The organism is Kribbella sp. NPDC050281 (assembly GCF_040655855.1).
Lineage (GTDB): Bacteria > Actinomycetota > Actinomycetes > Propionibacteriales > Kribbellaceae > Kribbella.
Genome location: NZ_JBFAKS010000011.1, coordinates 119034 through 135046, shown reverse-complemented (window position 1 = coordinate 135046; position 16013 = coordinate 119034). Strand labels below are relative to the sequence as shown.

The 16013-nt window shown below is 68.3% G+C and carries 16 protein-coding genes; 10 read left to right on the top strand and 6 right to left on the bottom strand.

Annotated features, from left to right (window positions below; all coding sequences use genetic code 11):
* Positions 1 to 138: 138 nt before the first annotated feature.
* Positions 139 to 1683 (bottom strand): MFS transporter, encoded by a 1545-nt coding sequence (locus AB0I34_RS14540; protein ID WP_360445022.1) that lies wholly within the window; start codon positions 1681 to 1683, stop codon positions 139 to 141.
* A gap of 116 nt (positions 1684 to 1799) precedes the next feature.
* Between AB0I34_RS14540 and AB0I34_RS14535 the strand changes: the two genes are divergently transcribed.
* A complete protein-coding gene (locus AB0I34_RS14535) occupies positions 1800 to 2585 on the top strand; it encodes a TetR/AcrR family transcriptional regulator (protein ID WP_360445020.1) in 786 nt (261 codons plus the stop codon).
* A 2-nt stretch (positions 2586 to 2587) separates the two neighbouring features.
* Here the strand turns inward: AB0I34_RS14535 and AB0I34_RS14530 are convergent, their stop codons facing one another.
* Together AB0I34_RS14530 and larE are read right to left on the bottom strand one after the other, a co-directional pair.
* Entirely contained in the window at positions 2588 to 2971 is a 384-nt protein-coding gene (locus AB0I34_RS14530) for a cold-shock protein (protein WP_360445018.1), read from the bottom strand.
* A 142-nt stretch (positions 2972 to 3113) separates the two neighbouring features.
* Positions 3114 to 4583: an ATP-dependent sacrificial sulfur transferase LarE gene (gene larE / locus AB0I34_RS14525; RefSeq protein ID WP_360445016.1), complete on the bottom strand. Its 1470-nt coding sequence runs from the start codon at positions 4581 to 4583 to the stop codon at positions 3114 to 3116.
* A gap of 120 nt (positions 4584 to 4703) precedes the next feature.
* Here larE and AB0I34_RS14520 point away from each other — a divergent pair, with 120 nt between their 5' ends.
* Together AB0I34_RS14520 and AB0I34_RS14515 are read left to right on the top strand one after the other, a co-directional pair.
* Positions 4704 to 5294: a TetR family transcriptional regulator gene (locus AB0I34_RS14520; protein ID WP_360445014.1), complete on the top strand. Its 591-nt coding sequence runs from the start codon at positions 4704 to 4706 to the stop codon at positions 5292 to 5294.
* Positions 5291 to 6241, top strand: a complete 951-nt coding sequence (locus AB0I34_RS14515) for a R2-like ligand-binding oxidase (RefSeq protein ID WP_360445012.1) — start codon at positions 5291 to 5293, stop codon at positions 6239 to 6241. The genes AB0I34_RS14520 and AB0I34_RS14515 overlap by 4 nt, the downstream gene beginning before the upstream one ends.
* On the opposite strand, the gene AB0I34_RS14510 is transcribed toward AB0I34_RS14515, so the two are convergent.
* A complete protein-coding gene (locus AB0I34_RS14510) occupies positions 6215 to 7384 on the bottom strand; it encodes an MFS transporter (protein WP_360445010.1) in 1170 nt (389 codons plus the stop codon). The genes AB0I34_RS14515 and AB0I34_RS14510 overlap by 27 nt on opposite strands.
* Positions 7385 to 7474: 90 nt before the next feature.
* On the opposite strand from AB0I34_RS14510, the gene AB0I34_RS14505 reads away from it, so the two are divergent.
* The gene (locus AB0I34_RS14505) at positions 7475 to 8356 is read left to right on the top strand and encodes a LysR family transcriptional regulator (RefSeq protein ID WP_360445008.1); all 882 of its coding nucleotides are present in this window, start codon (positions 7475 to 7477) and stop codon (positions 8354 to 8356) included.
* 1 nt (position 8357) lies between these two features.
* On the top strand, positions 8358 to 8699 hold the full coding sequence (locus AB0I34_RS14500) for an MmcQ/YjbR family DNA-binding protein (protein ID WP_360445006.1): 342 nt from the start codon (positions 8358 to 8360) through the stop codon (positions 8697 to 8699).
* Here the strand turns inward: AB0I34_RS14500 and AB0I34_RS14495 are convergent.
* Positions 8692 to 10323, bottom strand: coding sequence for an AMP-binding protein (locus tag AB0I34_RS14495; RefSeq protein WP_360445004.1), 1632 nt, complete (start codon positions 10321 to 10323; stop codon positions 8692 to 8694). The genes AB0I34_RS14500 and AB0I34_RS14495 overlap by 8 nt on opposite strands.
* Positions 10324 to 10467: 144 nt before the next feature.
* Between AB0I34_RS14495 and AB0I34_RS14490 the strand changes: the two genes are divergently transcribed.
* Genes AB0I34_RS14490 through AB0I34_RS14480 form a run of 3 tightly spaced genes read left to right on the top strand, consistent with a single transcriptional unit; the run spans position 10468 to position 12996 of the window.
* Complete coding sequence (locus tag AB0I34_RS14490) at positions 10468 to 11931, top strand: restriction endonuclease (RefSeq protein ID WP_360445002.1); 1464 nt, start codon at positions 10468 to 10470, stop codon at positions 11929 to 11931.
* Between the two features lie 57 nt (positions 11932 to 11988).
* Positions 11989 to 12618, top strand: a complete 630-nt coding sequence (locus tag AB0I34_RS14485; RefSeq protein WP_360445000.1) for a nucleotidyltransferase domain-containing protein — start codon at positions 11989 to 11991, stop codon at positions 12616 to 12618.
* Positions 12619 to 12996, top strand: coding sequence for a HEPN domain-containing protein (locus tag AB0I34_RS14480; RefSeq protein ID WP_360444998.1), 378 nt, complete (start codon positions 12619 to 12621; stop codon positions 12994 to 12996).
* Here AB0I34_RS14480 and AB0I34_RS14475 read toward each other — a convergent pair.
* Positions 12993 to 13928: a DUF6454 family protein gene (locus tag AB0I34_RS14475; protein ID WP_360444996.1), complete on the bottom strand. Its 936-nt coding sequence runs from the start codon at positions 13926 to 13928 to the stop codon at positions 12993 to 12995. The two genes, AB0I34_RS14480 and AB0I34_RS14475, sit on opposite strands and share 4 nt — an antisense overlap.
* A gap of 113 nt (positions 13929 to 14041) precedes the next feature.
* On the opposite strand from AB0I34_RS14475, the gene AB0I34_RS14470 reads away from it, so the two are divergent.
* Together AB0I34_RS14470 and AB0I34_RS14465 are read left to right on the top strand one after the other, a co-directional pair.
* A complete protein-coding gene (locus AB0I34_RS14470) occupies positions 14042 to 14662 on the top strand; it encodes an SIMPL domain-containing protein (protein ID WP_360444994.1) in 621 nt (206 codons plus the stop codon).
* A 115-nt stretch (positions 14663 to 14777) separates the two neighbouring features.
* Positions 14778 to 16013: an Nramp family divalent metal transporter gene (locus AB0I34_RS14465; protein ID WP_360445145.1), complete on the top strand. Its 1236-nt coding sequence runs from the start codon at positions 14778 to 14780 to the stop codon at positions 16011 to 16013.

Sequence of the window (16013 nt, the reverse complement as noted above, 5' to 3'; positions counted from 1 at the left end):
CGGCCCGGCTGGCCGGGCGCTCAGCCCGGGCGGAGTCGCGACCATTGTGATGGCCTGGAGGTCCGGTGAGCGCAGACCAGCCCCGGCGCGGGTGCGCCGGGGCTGGTCTATGGAGGGGTCAGGAGACTCCGGTGGGGCTTACGCGACTGGCTGGAGTTCTGTGTCGTCCTCCTCTTCGGAGACGGGGACGAGCTCCGGGGAGGCAGCGGTGCCGCGCAGGGTGGTGGTGGCGACGACCGCGGTGACCAGAAGAAGGACGCAACCGACGACGGCGACCACGTTCATGCTGTGGGTGAAGGCGTGCCGCGCGGTGGCCAGAACGGTCTCGGCGACCTGGCCGGGCAGGTGGGCCGCCGCTGCGGTCGCGGCCGGCAGACCCTCGCGGACCGGAGCCGCTACACCCGACGGCAGGTCCGAGCGGTAGGCCGCAGTACCGATCGAGCCGAGGACCGCGATGCCCAACGCGCCGCCGAACTCGCTGCAGGTCTCCATCACCGCAGAGGCCGAGCCGGCCCGCTCCGGGGCGACCGATCCGACGATGGCCTCGGTCACCAGCGACATCACCATCACCAGACCGGCGGCCAGCAGCGCGGCTCCGGTCAGCACGACAGCCAGCGAGGAATCCACCCGCACCTGGGTCAGGACGCCGAACCCGGAAGCCGCCAGGACGAAGGCGCCGCCGATCACGTACGCCCGGTCGATCCGCCGAGCCAGTGAAGCCGCCAGCGGCGCCGCGCCGCCAACCACGACCGACGGAGCCAGTGACCAGAGCGCCGCCTTGAACGGGCTCAGGCCATGCACCAGCTGCAGGTACTGGGTCATGAACACCGCGTTGCCCACCAGGGCCAGAGTCCCGACAGTATTGGCCACCAGCGAACCGCTGAACGCCATGTTGCGGAACATCCCCAGCTCGATCATCGGGTACGCCGCGGTCCGCTGCCGCTGCACGAACATCACTCCGAAGACCAGGCCGGCCACGATCGCGACCACCGGCAGCGCGGACGCCCCGTTCGCCGCCAGCTCCTTGATCCCCCAGATCACCGGCAGGACGGCGGCCAGCGACAGCAGCGATCCGATCAGGTCGAACCGGCCACCGGTCGGGGCCTTGAACTCCGGCAGCAGCATCGGCGCGAGCACCAGCAGCAGGAGCATCGCCGGGGTGTTGATCAGGAACACCGAACCCCACCAGAAGTGCTCCAGCAGGAAGCCTCCGAGCACCGGGCCGAGCGAGATCCCACCCATCATCACCGCGCTCCAGAACGCGATCGCCTTCGCCCGCTGCTGCGCGTCGTGGAACATGTTCCGGATCAGCGCCAGGGTCGACGGCATCAGGGTCGCGCCACCGATTCCGAGCACCGCGCGGGCCGCGATCAGCTGCTCGGGGCTCTGCGCGTACGCCGCGGCCACCGAGGCCAGACCGAACGCGACAGCACCGAAGATCAGCAGCCGGCGCCGGCCGATCCGGTCACCGAGCGAACCCATGGTGATCAGCAGGCCGGCCAGCACGAACCCGTAGATGTCGAAGATCCACAGCTGCTCGGTCGCCGAGACCCCCAGGTCCGCGCTGATGTACGGGACCGCGAAGTACAGGACCGAGACGTCCATCGAGACCAGCAACAGCGGCAGTGCGAGGACGCCGAGCGCGATCCACTCTTTGCGTCCCGCTCGTTCTGTCGGACCCATGATGCCCCTCCGGATTTATCTGTCTGCGCCGCACACTGTGTGCGCCATACACAGACCATAGCGGCATCTGTCTATGATGTAAACAGTCATTCCCGAAGGACGCCGAGGAGGGCCACATGGACGAGCAGGTGGAGCTGCCGCGAGTGCTGCAGCAGCTGTGGGGGATCGAGGGGCCGGCCCGGCCGGGGCCGAAACCGGCGTTCCACCTGAGCGACATCGGCCAGGCGGCGATCCGGCTGGCCGACACGGGCGGCCTGGCCGCGGTCTCGATGAGCAAGGTGGCGGCCGAGCTCGGCTTCACCACGATGTCGCTCTACCGGTACGTCGACTCCAAGGACGACCTGTACGCCGTGATGCTCGAAGAAGCGTTCGGCGAGGCACCCGAGCCGGTGGCCGGACAGGCCTGGCGCGGTCGCATCACCGGGTGGGCCGAGGCGTTTCGTGACAGCCTGCGACAGCACCCGTGGATCCTGCAGGTGCCGGTGTCCGAGCCGCCGCTGTCACCCAACCAGCTGACCTGGATGGAGTCGGCGTTGCAGGCATTCGACGGTACGCCGCTGACGGCGAACGAGAGGCTGTCGTCGATGCTGCTGGTGAACATCTACGTCCGCGGGACCATGCAGCTGACCTTGACCATGCTGACGCAGACCGCCGAGGAGGCCGCGACCGCGGGCCGGCTCTACAACCAGCGACTGCGCCTGCTCGCGACCGAGGACCGATTCCCGGCGATCGCCGCCGGCGTACAGCAGCCGAACTCGGTGGACGACCTCGACCTGGACTTCGAGGACGACGGGTTCCGGGACGGCCTGGGGACCGTGCTCGACGGCATCCAGGTCCGGATCGACCGACAGTCCCCGATCGACCGGAAGGCCCGGAAGGCACCGACCGATCGGCAGGGCTGAGCTCAGATGTCCAGCTTGTCGGCGACCCCGCGCAGCACGGTCGCGACCTGACGGGCGGCCTTGTTGTCGGGGTGGCGGCCGCGGCGATAACCCTCGCCGATGTTGTCCAGCAGCTTGATCAGGTCCTCGATGACGAGCTGCATCTCCTCCGGCTTCGGCCGCATTGCCTTCGCCACCGACGGCGGCGGGTCGATCAGCCGGACCTGCAGCGCCTGCTCACCCTTGCGGCCCTCGACGACACCGAACTCGACCTTCTGCCCCGGCTTGAGGTTGGTCACTCCGGCAGGCAGGGCCTCGGCCCGGACGTAGACGTCACCGCCCTCTTCCTTGCTGAGGAAGCCGAACCCCTTCTCGGAGTCATACCACTTGACCTTGCCAACGGGCACGGGAACCTCTTCAGTCGTCAATCGTCGGAACCGACCGGGCGGGCGGCCTGATCGGGAACCCAGCGTACGTGAACCGGCGCCGCGGCGCCTCCGGGAAACTATCTGATCCGGCAGGCTTCCCACAGATACCGGGACCCACACCTCATCGGTACTTGTCCGGATCCTTCAGGCGCTCGTTCATCGAGCCCGAGCGGAAGCCGCGGGGGTCGAGCCGGGCGGCCGGGAAGCCCTCGGCGACGACCGCTGCGATGAGTGGCTCGTGGTCCACCCGGTCCAGCAGGTCGCCGTCGATCTCGATGCTCGCGGCGTCGCCCAGATCCCGGACCCGGACGTTCTGGACGCCGTACGGCGTGAGGCGGGAACGGACCGCCTGCTCGGCCCGGTCGACCCGGGCCAGCAGGTTCGGCGTGATGCGGATGCCGTACGCGATCCGGCTGGACAGACAGGCCGCGGCCGGCTTGTCCGAGGTCTCCAGTCCCCAGCTGCGGGAGGCCTCGCGGATCTGCGCTTTGGTCAGCCGGGCGTCCTTCAGCGGTGTGAGTGCACCCCGCTCGAAGGCGGCGCGGATGCCCGGCCGGAACCCGGCGATCGCGTCGTCGGCGTTCGTGCCGGTCGCGATCGCGGTGATGCCGAACTCGTCCGCGATCGGCTGCAGCGTCTCGACCAGTTCGGCCTTGCAGAAGTAGCACCGGTCGCCTGCGTTGGCCTGGTAGCCCTCGCGATCCATCTCGTGCGTGTGCGGGGTCAGGTGCCGGACGCCGAGGCTGTCGGCGAAGCGGGCGGCCGGCTCGAGCTCGGCTGCCGGGAGGCTCGGCGAGATGGCGGTGGCGGCGACCACGTTGGCCGGGCCGATCGCCCGAGCTGCGGCCGCCAGCAGGAACGCCGAGTCGGCGCCGCCGCTGAACGCGACGACCATCTTGTCGTAGTCGGACAGCCGCGTCATCAACGCTTCCAGCCGCTGCTCGAGCACGTACGCATCCAGCCAGGCCGGGAACTCGGTCAGGTCGTTCAGTACGACGTCCGCGCCGTACGCACGCAACTCGTCCGCGGTGAACGGCCCGGTCGCCACGGCTACCGCGACCGCTCCGGCGGCACGGGCTCCCTCGATGTCGGCGGTGTGGTCACCGACGTAGATCGTCGCCTTGTGCTCGCGCAGCGCCGTACCCTTCTCCGCGCCGTGCAGGTCGCCGACCGGCTCGTCGATGTCGAGGCCGAGGTGCTGCATGTGCAGCAGCACCGATGGCGTGTACTTCGCCGACACCACCATGGTCCGGCCACGCAGGGCGCGGACGGCAGCCAGCGACTCGGCCGCACCGGGCAGCGGCAGGCTCCCGGTGATCGCGTGCGATGGGTAGTGCTCGCGGTAGCGCGCGACCATCGCGTCGATCTGCTCCGGTGGGAACCAGTTCGCCATCTCGATGGTCAGCGGCGGTCCGAGCCGGCTGACCACCAGGTCGGAGTCGATCGGTACGCCGGTCTCAGCGGCGAGCAGATCCCAGACGGCCTGGATCCCCGGCCGCGAGTCGATCAGCGTCATGTCCAGGTCGAATCCGACCACCAGTTCCGGCACATCGGCGGTGGTGGGCGCGGGCTGGATCTCGGCGGTTGACACGTCCCCAACCCTACGTGTTCCTCCGCCGGGACCGCGCGCGGATTCCGCAATCACTTGACAAGTCAAGATCACCTGTCCGATTACTTGACACTTTGGAGGAATATGTAAACCATCGAGGCCATGGACTCGTTCGCCGACCGGACCAAGCGCCGACTGCGCGAGGAGTTGCTCGACGCCGCCTACGAGGCGATCGTCGCCGGCGGGTACGACGGACTGCGGATGGCCGACGTCGCCCGGCGGACCGGCGTCTCCCGCCAGACCGTCTACAACGAGTTCGGCGACAAGTGGGGCGTGCTGCAGGCCGTCGTCGCGCGCGAGACCGAACGGTTCCTGGTCGAGGTGAACGCGGCGCTCGCCGAGCAGTCCGACCCGATCGACGGCCTCCGGGCCGCGGTCGAGCGGGCGCTCCGGCAGGCCGCGGACAACCCGCTGCTGAAGGCGGCGCTGGGACAACCGGGATCCGACCAGGCCAGTCAGCTGCTGACCACACGGGGGCAGCAGGTGCTGGAGCTGTGTCATCAGCGGCTCGACGCACACGTACGCACATATTGGCCCCAGATCCCGGCCGACGACGCAACCGCCTGTGTAGACGTCGCATTGCGTGTCGTGATCAGTCACATCGTCAGTCCCGGTCCCGCGCCGGTCCTGGTCGCCGACCAGCTGGCCAGAGTCCTCGGTCCGTTCCTGAGCACAACTGGAGGTCGCGCATGACGAATCCTTTGTACCGGCAGGATTTCAGCTCGCTGCGGTCCGGTGGCCTCAACTGGGACGCGCTGCCGCTGCGGTTGTTCGACAAGGGCAACCGCAAGTTCTGGAACCCGCGCGACATCGACTTCAGCCAGGATGCGAAGGACTGGCAGGAGCTCAGCGACAACGACAAACACAACGCGTTGATGCTGTGCTCGCAGTTCATCGCGGGCGAGGAGGCGGTGACCGAGGATCTGCAACCGTTCCTGCAGGCGATGGCGGCCGAGGGACGCTTCGGCGACGAGATGTACCTGACCCAGTTCTGCTTCGAGGAGGCCAAGCACACCGCGGTCTTCCGGCTCTGGCTGGACGCGGTCGGCGTCACCGAGGACCTGCACCACTTCATCGAGAACAACCCGGGCTACCGCGCGATCTTCTACGAGGCGCTGCCGGTCGCCCTGAAGTCCTTGGCCGACGACCCTTCGCCGGCCAACCAGGTCCGGGCGTCCGTCACCTACAACCACGTAGTGGAAGGGACTCTGGCCCTGACCGGCTACCACGCGTGGAACCTGCTCTGCACCTCCCGCGGAGTCCTACCCGGCATGCAGGAACTGATCCGCCGCATCGGCGACGACGAACGACGCCACATGGCCTGGGGCACGCTCACCTGCCGGCGGCACGTCGCCGCGGACGAGTCCAACTGGAAGGTCGTCACCGACACGATGGAGGAGCTGCTCCCACACGCGCTCACGCAGATCCAGTGGGCGATGGACAACTCCCCCGCGCTCCCGCCGGAGATCAATCCGACCGCCCTGATGACGTACGCCGGCGACCGCGCGACCCGCCGCCTCGGCGCGATCGAGTCGGCGGTCGGCACGGACGTGGCCGGGATCGACCTCGACTACTCCCCCGAGAAACTCGAAGACACCTTCGGCGAGGAGGATTCAGCCGCGCTGGCGGCGGTTCGCTAGGACCACGATCAGGGCCGCCGTGCCGAGGACTGCCGGTAGCCAGGTGACGGTCGTCGTACCGAGGTGGTCGGCGGCCTGGCCGCCGGCGAAGGCACCCAGTGCGATCGCGCCGTTGTACACCCCGACGAGTACGGCGGACGACGCTTCGGGGGCATTGGGTGCCGCGGCGTGACCCCACGCCTGTGTGCTCACGCTGGTGCCGCCGTGCGAGAAGCCCCAAACAACCAGCAACACAAGGGCTCCAGCCAGCGTCGTACCGAGGAGGGGCATGAGTACGGCGACCGTCGCGATGCCGAGGGCAATCATTCCGAGGGCACGCGCCGGGCGGAGCGAGCCCGCGACGAAGTTCCCGATGACGCCGGCGACGCCGTACGCGAGGAGCAACGTGCCGATGAGGGCGGGAGTGATGCCTGCCTGCTTCTCCAGGAGCGGTCGCACGTACGTGTAGGCGGCGAAGTGGCCCGTGACGAGGAGTGCGACCAGGGCCAGGCCGACGCGGAGTTGCTTGATCTTGAGGACTTCCGCGACGTCGCTCAGCCGGACTGCCTTCTCAGCGGACAGCGGGGGCAGGAAGAGCGCGAGGGCCGCGGCGAGCGTTGCGGACAGTACGCCGACGGCGGCGAACGCCCAGCGCCAGCCGAGCAGTTCGCCGACATACGCCCCGGCCGGGATCCCCAGGACAGAAGCGATTCCGATGCCGCTGAAAATGAGTGAGGTCGCCGGTCCGGCCGCGTGCGCCGGTACGACGCGTCGCGCGAGGCCGATCGTGAACAGCCAGACACCGCCGAGCGAGATGCCGAAGAGCACGCGGGCGATCATCAGCATCCCGAAGGTCGGAGCGGCGGCCGCGAGGAGGCTCGCGGCGGCGAGAAGCGCCATCAGTCCGACCATCACGATGCGGCGGTCGAGCTTTCCCAGCACCAGCGGGAGGATCGGCGAGGCCAGCGCGGACACCACACCAGTGACAGTCAGGGTGAGGCCCGCCGTACCTTCGCTGACCTGGAGGCTCGACCCGATCGGCGTGAGCAGGCCGACCGGCAGCATCTCGGCGGTGACCACAGTGAACACGGTCGCTGCCATCACCACCGAGGGCGCCCAGCCGCGGGTGGCCGGTGCGACCTGGTCGGCGCAGATTGTCGTCATACATCCACTGAACGGCCGCGCACCGGTGTGGAACAACGGCGATGTGATCATGCTTGTATTAGCTGAGCTCATCGATCGGAGGAGATGCGCGTGGGCGTCGAGATCCGCGAGCTGGAGTGCTTCCTGGTGCTGGCCGAGGAGCTCCACTTCGGGCGTACGGCGGAACGCCTGTACCTGTCGCAGAGCCGGGTCAGCCAGTTGCTGCAATCGCTCGAACGCCGGATCGGTGGGCCGCTGTTCGAGCGGACCAGCCGCCGGGTTGCCCTGACCCCGCTCGGCCAGAACTTCCTCACCTCGCTGCGGCCGGCGTACGCCGCGCTGGAACGCGTGGTGACGAACGCGCGCGAGTTCGCGACGCAGGTGAAGGGCAAACTCCAGATCGGGTTCCAGGGCGCGGCGAGCGACGAGGTCCTGGCCGCGATCTCGGTGTTCCAGTCGCAGAATCCGAACTGCCTGATCGGTACGTGCGAACTACCGCTGAACGATCCGTTCGGCGGCCTGCGGCGTGGCGGCGTCGACGCCGCAGTCGTGCTGCTGCCCGTCGCCGAGGACGATCTGGTCCTCGGCCCGGTGTTCTCCCGGCAACCGCAGACCCTCACGGTGTCGACGCGGCATCCCTTGGCAGGCCGCGAACAACTCGATATCGAAGACCTGGCAGGCGCGGTCCTGATCGGTGTCTCCGGTCCTGCGCCCGGCTACTGGCGCCAAACCCAAGCGCCGACGCAGACCCCGACCGGTGCGCTGATCAACCGCGGCCCCGAGGTCGCCACCCTGCAGGAGGGACTGGCCCTGATCGCCGCCGACCGCGGTGGCATGCTGCTCTGCCGCCCCACCGCGGAGAACAACCGCCGCGCCGACATCGTCAACATCCCGCTCACCGGCGTCCCCGACTCGGCCTTCGGCCTGGTCTGGCGCCGGGGCGAAGACACCCCGGCCCTCCAGGCCTTCGCCGTACACCTCAAGGGAGCTTGAGATGTCCACCTGGAACGACGTGGGCCGGATCGCACTCGATCTGCCCGAGGCGGTCGAAGGCCAGGCGCATGAGGGCTCACCGGCGTACGACGTCCAGAAGCGTCAGTTCGCCCGGCTGCGCTGGGACGACGACGGGCGCGAGATCCTGCAGTTCTGGACCGACGACCGGGAGGCTCTCGTCCAGGGCAAGCCTGAGGCCTACTGGATCACGAAGGCGTTCCCGTCCGCCGTTTTCGCCCACCTGGATCGGCTCGACGTGGGTGAGCTCCGCGAGATCGTGACCGAGTCCTGGCGGGCGCGTGCACCCAAGCGGCTGGTGAAGGCGCACCCAGAGGTCAGCTGAGGCCCAGGATTTCCACGGACTTCTCGCGCATCTCGACCTTGCGGACCTTGCCGGTGACGGTCATCGGGAAGTCGTCGACCAGCAGGACGTACCGGGGGATCTTGAAGTGGGCGAGTTTGCCGTTGGCGAACGCGCGGACGGCGGCGGCGTCGAGCGGGTCGGCGCCGGACTTGAGCTTGATCCAGGCGCAGAGCTCCTCGCCGTACTTCTCGTCCGGTACGCCGATCACCTGGACGTCGGCGATGTCGGGGTGGGTGTAGAGGAACTCCTCGATCTCCCGCGGGTACACGTTCTCGCCGCCGCGGATCACCATGTCCTTGATCCGGCCGACGATGTTCACGTACCCGTCCTCGCGCATCGTCGCCAGGTCGCCGGTATGCATCCAGCGGGCCTGGTCGATCGCCTCCGCGGTCTTCTCCGGCTCGTTCCAGTAGCCGAGCATCACGGAGTACCCACGGGTGCACAGCTCGCCCGGCTCACCTCGGCCGACGACCAGACCGGTGGCGGGGTCGAGGAGTTTCACCTCGACATGTGGCATCACCCGGCCGACGGTCGACGTACGCCGGTCCAGGTCGTCGTCGCGACGGGTCTGCGTCGACACCGGCGACGTCTCGGTCATGCCGTAGCAGATCGCGACCTCGGCCATGTGCATATCGGCGACGCAGCGCTTCATCACCTCGATCGGGCACGGCGATCCTGCCATCACGCCGGTCCGCAGGCTGGTCAGGTCGTAGTGGGCGAAGTCCGGCAGCCCGAGCTCAGCGATGAACATCGTCGGTACGCCGTACAACGCCGTGCATCGCTCGTCCTGCACGGCTTTCAGCGTCGCCGCCGGGTCGAAGGCCGGGCCGGGGATCACCATGCATGCACCGTGTGTGGTGCAGCCGAGGTTTCCCATGACCATGCCGAAGCAGTGGTAGAAGGGGACCGGGATGCAGAGCCGGTCCTCGGCGGTGAACGCGATCGTCTCGGTGACGAAGAAGCCGTTGTTCAGGATGTTGTGGTGGCTGAGGGTCGCGCCCTTGGGGAAACCCGTGGTGCCGCTGGTGTACTGGATGTTGATCGGGTCGTCGAACGCCAACTCCGCTTCGCGTTCGTGCAGTTCGTCCTCGGTGACACGGCCGGCAGCGTCCCGGAGTTCGTCCCAGTCGCCGGTGCCGATGTAGACGGTCTCCTCGAGCGACTGGCACTGCGGCCGCACCTGCTCCACCATCGCCCGGTAGTCGCTGCTCTTGAACTCGGTCGCCGAGATCAGCAGCCGTACCCCGGATTGGTTCAGCGCGTAGGACAGCTCGTGCGTCCGGTACGCCGGGTTGATGTTCACCAGGATCGCGCCGATCGTCGCGGTCGCGTACTGCGTGATCGTCCACTCCGCGCAGTTCGGGGCCCAGACGCCGACCCGGTCACCCTTCGCAATGCCCCGGCCGAGCAGGCCCCGCGCGACCACGTCGACCTCCGCGCCTAATTCGGCGTACGTCCATCGTCGTCCGGTCTGGACCTCGACCAGTGCGTCGCGATCGCCGTACTCGCCGACGGTGCGTCTCAGGTTGGCGCCGATCGTCTCGCCCAGCAAGGGAACCTCGGACACTCCGGATGCGTACGACGGCAGGCTCATGACTGTCATGGTCGCCCGAGTCAGATGCCCCTGCAACTGCACGTGCGGCAGGAAACAGGGGGTGGACGGCAAGCAATGTCCGTACCAACTCTCCGTCAGCTCGGTCGCACAGCGTGGTTGGCCGGTTACATTGGAGCTGAGAGGTGTGAGGCGATGGGCCGAACCGTTGGAGGTCACGCCCGCAGCGACCGGCCACCTGGGCGTACCGCCGAGGCGGCTCAACGTACCGCTGCGGTGGAGGAGCGCGTCCGGATGCTCGGCGAGATCCTGTCCGACGCCCTCGCGATCGATGTCCACGGCACCGACCTGCAGACCCTGAAGCGGGCACCCCGGCGGGCACCGCCGACCGCGTCGCCGAGCGATCTCGAGCCCCATCCCGGGCCGGTCTGGGACGCGTTCGTACCGCACCCGCCGGGCCGTTTCCGTTGGTGGGGGGCAGAACGCCGGTACAACCGCCGGCTGGCGTGCGCCGAGGATCGCTTCGCCGAGGCGATCGAACGGCACCGCGCGTTCGAGGAGAGTCGCCGGGAGCGGGTGGCTCGGGCGCTGCGGGACCAGGTCGAGCAACAGCGCCGGCTCGACGAGGCGACCGCGGAGCAACATGCGCGGGTCGACGCGTACCAGCGAGCGGTGGAGAACCGGAACCGGGCGGCGGTCAGCCGGTACTTCCGGAAGGCGCTGGAACGGGTGCCGGAGCCGCTCGACTTTCCCCGCCGTCGACGGGTCGGATACGTGCCCGAGTCGACGTTGCTCGCGGTCGAGTGGGATCTGCCGGACGTGAGCGTCGTACCGGCTGAGGCGTCGTACCGGTATGACCGTTCGCTCGACGCGGTACTGGCGGTGCCGCGGCCGGCTGCCGAACTGCGTAGGTTGTATCAGCAACTCGTTGCACAGTTGGCCTTGCGGGCTTTGCACCTGATCTTCGGGAGCGACCGGTACGGCGTGGTGGACACGGCGGTGTTCAACGGGATGGTCGAGTCCGTCGACCTGCCGACCGGGCAGACCGTGCGGCCATGCCTGATCACGCTGAGGGCGACGCGGGAGCAGTTCAAGGCATTGGTGCTGGACCAGTTGGATCCGGTCGCGTGTGTGCGGCACTACTTCTCGGCGGAGGTGTCGCGGCATCCCGAGGAGCTGCAGCCGGTGGAGCCGGTACTGGAGTTCGACCTGGCGGATCCGCGCACGATCGAGGCGGTCGACGTGATCAGCGAGATCGACAGCCGGCCGAACCTGCTGGAGCTGAGCCCGGAGTCCTTCGAGCACCCGGTGCAGAACCTGCTGACCCGGATGGGCCTGGAGACCAGGCTGTTCCGTCGCGGCACCGACGGCGGGATCGACTGCGTCGCCTACGATCCCCGCCCGATCACCGGCGGGAAGTTCGTCGTCCAGGCCAAGCTCTGGACCCGCACCGTCCCACCGTCGGCCGTCCGGGATCTGTTCGGCACCGTCGTCGACGCCGGCGCCACGAAGGGCATCCTCATCACCACCAGCGGCTTCGGCCCCACCAGCTACCAGTTCGCCACCGGCAAACCCCTCCAACTCATCGACGGCACAGCCCTCCTGTCCCTCTGCCACCACCACAACATCCCCGCCCGAATCATCCGCCGCGCCAGCTAGCTATGTTCTGAAAAGTGGGCATGTGGCTGATATAGTGGGCAACTGGAGGTGGTCGGCGTGCAGTTTCCCGAGCCGGTGTCGAGCGTCATTCCCGGAGTTCACGGCCGGGTTCTCGGCGTGCTCGCGCGGACCGATCAGCCACTGACCGGACGTGCGGTGGCCGGGCTCCTGCGAGCTCCCGGCAGCCCCAGCGGCGTACAGAAGGTGCTCGACGACCTGGTCCGAAACGGTGTCGTGTCCACCCAGCCGGCTGGTCGCGCTCGGCTCTACACACTGAACCGGGATCACGTTGCGTACCAGGCGATCGATCACCTCGCGCGACTCCGGGAGCTTCTGCTCGAACGCATCAAGGCAGAAGCAGACGGGTGGCAGCTGCGCGCGAAGGCAGTCTGGCTGTTCGGCTCGACAGCTCGCGGACAAGGCGGCACCGACAGCGACCTCGACCTGCTGATCGTTCGACCGGATGACATCGACGAGTCGGACCCCACTTGGGTCGAGCAGCTCGCAACACTGGCGGAACACGCAAGCCTGTGGTCCGGGAACTCGTGCGAGGTCGTCGAATACAGCGCCCAGGAGGTTCGCGAGCTCATCGCCGGCGACGAACGCCTTGTCACCGAACTCCGCCGCGACGCCGTCCCGATCGCCGGCACCTCACCCCAGCGAACCCTCACCCGAAAGGCCGGCTAAGTGTCCGCACTCGATGAAGCCCGAGCGCACCTGGCAAAGGCTCGCGAGTTCCTCGAAGCCGCCGAACTGACCAACGACCTTCAGCTCTTCAACGCCGCGGCCTCGAACGCGGTCACCTCCGGGATCAACTCCAAGGATGCGATCTGCCTTGCCTTGACCGGCAGGACCAAGAAGTCCGACAACCACGCAGAGGCTGTCGCCGAATTGAAGGGCGCTGGGCCAGTCGGCCGGGAGAGCAGTACGACGCTCTCCCGGCTGCTCAAGCTCAAGTCGAAGGCTCAGTACCAGGCGGCAGCTGTGTCTGCTGCCGATGCCGCGAAGAGCGTCGACTGGGCGGGCCGGCTGCTGACCGCCGCGCAGTCCGTCGCGCCCGATTAGCTCAGTGGGGACTCGTAGATCTGGATCTCGGTGCCGCCTGGGTTTTCGCCGTCGTCGGGGGCGGTGAGGAGGCGGAGTTTGCTGTTGGTGGTTTCCAGGGCTACGGGGTTGCGGGTGGCGGAGTGGGCGGTGGTTGGGGAGAAGGCGGGGAAGGGGATCTCGTGGAGGATGCGGTTGGTGCGGAGGTCCAGGAGGGCCAGGCCGCCCAGGTCGTAGGTGGTGTTCGCCGGGCCGGGGAGGGTGGTGACGCCGCCGCAGAGTTGTTTGCCGCGCGCCACGTAATCGCAGTCCTGGTAGTCGAGGATGTGGCTCTCGTTGGGTACGGCGCCCAGGCGGCGGCCGGTGGTGGTCCACTCGTAGAGCGTCCGTGAGCCCCAGCTGACCCCGTGGACCAGACCGGTGGTGCGGTCACGGACGACACCGCCGACGTGGTCGTTCGCCCGGAAGCGCTCAGTCACCCGGTAGGTCCGCGGGTCGACGGTGTAGATGATCGCCCGCGAGTCCGGGCGGTACTCCGCCGCCGGCACCCACAGGTTCTGCCCGTCGTAGTCGATTCCGCCCGGGTGGTACGCCGTACCTTCGCCGAGGCGGATGTCCTTCTTCAGGTTGCCCTGCCGGTCGATCACGAACAGGTGCCCGATCCCCTTGCCCGGGCTGCGGTCGTACCCGTCCACCGGCTCGGGGTACTTCACCGGCGCCTCCAGCACCTCCACGCTGGTCATGAAGATCAGATCACCCACCAGCGCGAATCCCTGCGGGTGGTACGTCGGGAATTTCAGCGGCACTCGCGCCACCTGCGTCCACGCCGTACTGCGCGTGGTCGCCTCGAAGGCCCGGGCGACGCCAGAGTCCTTCCCGGACGCGTCGGCGGTGGTCAGTCCGGTGAGCAGGACACCGGCGAGAGCTGTAGAGATGAGGATCCGGCTGCGCATCAATGTCTCCTTGGGCGTGAAGTCGATGGTGCAGTGTGCCGCGGCCGGGTGACGGCGCGGCCGACACCAGATGATCAGACCCCGATGACCGAGGGAAGTGTCAGACTGCGCTCATGGACACTGGGGTGAGTGTTGTCGGGTCGGGCCAGGTGGGTGCGGCGCCGGATGTACTGCGTGTGTCGTTCAGCGTCGAGCATGTCGCGCCGGACGTGGCCGCCGCGGTCTCGCAGGTGGCTCAGCGGACGGATGCGGTCACCGCAGCGCTGCGCGACCAGGGTGTCGAGGCCGACGACATCTCCACCACCACCGTCAGCGTCTTCCAGGAGTACCGCGAGCCCGGCACGTCACCGGCGTACCGCGGCTCGCACACTCTGACCGTGACGACGAAGGAGCTGACCGGGTTCGGGCGGCTGCTCGACGCCGCAGTGGGTGCCGCTGGCAACAGCCTCGGGCTGCAGGCGCTGCAGTTCGATATCGAGGACAAGACCGAGCTGCTCACCCGCGCCCGCGAGCTCGCCTTCCGCCAGGCCCGGGACAAGGCGCAGGAACTCGCCGCCCTGGCCGGCTACTCCGTCGGCTCCGTCACCTCGATCTCCGAGACCAACCGCCACTTCCCCATGGCGGAGTTCACGCCCCTGGGCGGCGCGGCAGCGAAGTTCGACGCGTCCCTCAACATCACGCCCGGCGAACACACCGTCCAGATCGCCCTCGAAGTCCACTTCTCCTGGGCCTGAACTCCGGCGGTAGGCAAGGTCCTCTAGCTGTAACTTGTGTCTCACAGCGTGTTCGCTCTGTCTCAAAGCGAGATCAGGGGTATGCGCTGTCGGTGCTGTCATGGAAACTTCTTCCATGTACGCACCGGCACCGCTGCGGCGGCAGTTGAACCGGTCCGGGCTTCTCTTGCTCGGACCGGCGTTCGTTGCGGCGGTCGCCTATGTCGATCCCGGGAACTTCGCGACCAACATCGCGGCCGGCGCGACGTACGGCTATCTGCTGTGCTGGGTCGTGGTCGGGGCGAACCTGATGGCTGTGCTCGTGCAGTATCTGGCGGCGAAGGCGAGCATCGCGACCGGCCGGACGCTGCCGCAGTTGTGCCGTGACCACTTCAAACGGTCGACGTCGACGGGGTTGTGGTTCCAGGCCGAGCTGGTCGCGATCGCGACCGACCTGGCCGAGGTGGTCGGCGGCGCGATCGCGCTGAATCTGCTGTTCGGGATCCCGCTGTTGCTCGGTGGTGCCATCACCGGAGCGGTGTCGTTCGGGCTGCTGGTCTATCAGTCGAAGCGTGGACAGCGGCCGTTCGAGGCCGCGATCATCGGGCTTCTCGCCGTGGTCCTGGTCGGCTTCGTCGTCTCCACCGTCCAATCCGAGCCGTCCGCGGCCGGAGTCGTGGGCGGGCTGGTGCCACGGCTCGACGGGACCGAGTCCCTCGTCCTGGCCGCCGGCATGCTCGGCGCGACCGTGATGCCACACGCGATCTGGCTGCACGGGGCCCTGGTCACCGACCGCCACTGGAAGACGATCCGGTCAGCCGCCGGCAAGTCCCGGGTACTGCGGGCCACCCGGATCGACGTGGCCGTCGCGATGGCTCTGGCCGGCGCGGTCAACCTCGCCATGGTCGTCGTGGCCGCCGCAGCACTGAGCGGCACCGGCGCGGACTCGCTGGACGCCGCCCACGCCGCCATCGGCGACCGTCTGGGTCAGCTCCCCGCGCTGCTGTTCGCGCTCGCCCTGCTGGCCAGTGGATTCGCGTCCTCCTCGGTCGGCACCTATGCCGGCTCGGTCATCCTCGAAGGCTTCTGGCACCGCCACGTCCCGCTGGCGGTCCGCCGCCTCGTCACCCTGATTCCGGCCTTGCTGATTCTCGCGATCGGCATCGACCCGAGCCGCGCCCTGGTCGTGTCCCAGGTCGTGCTCAGCTTCGGCATCCCCTGCGCCCTGTGGCCCCTGGTCCGATTGACCGCCTCCCGGCGCGTCATGGGTGACTTCACCAACCGGTGGGCGACTACCCTCCTGGCATGCCTGGTCGCCACCGCTGTCTCCGTCCTCAACGTCGTACTGATCGTGCTCACCGTCCGGGGATGA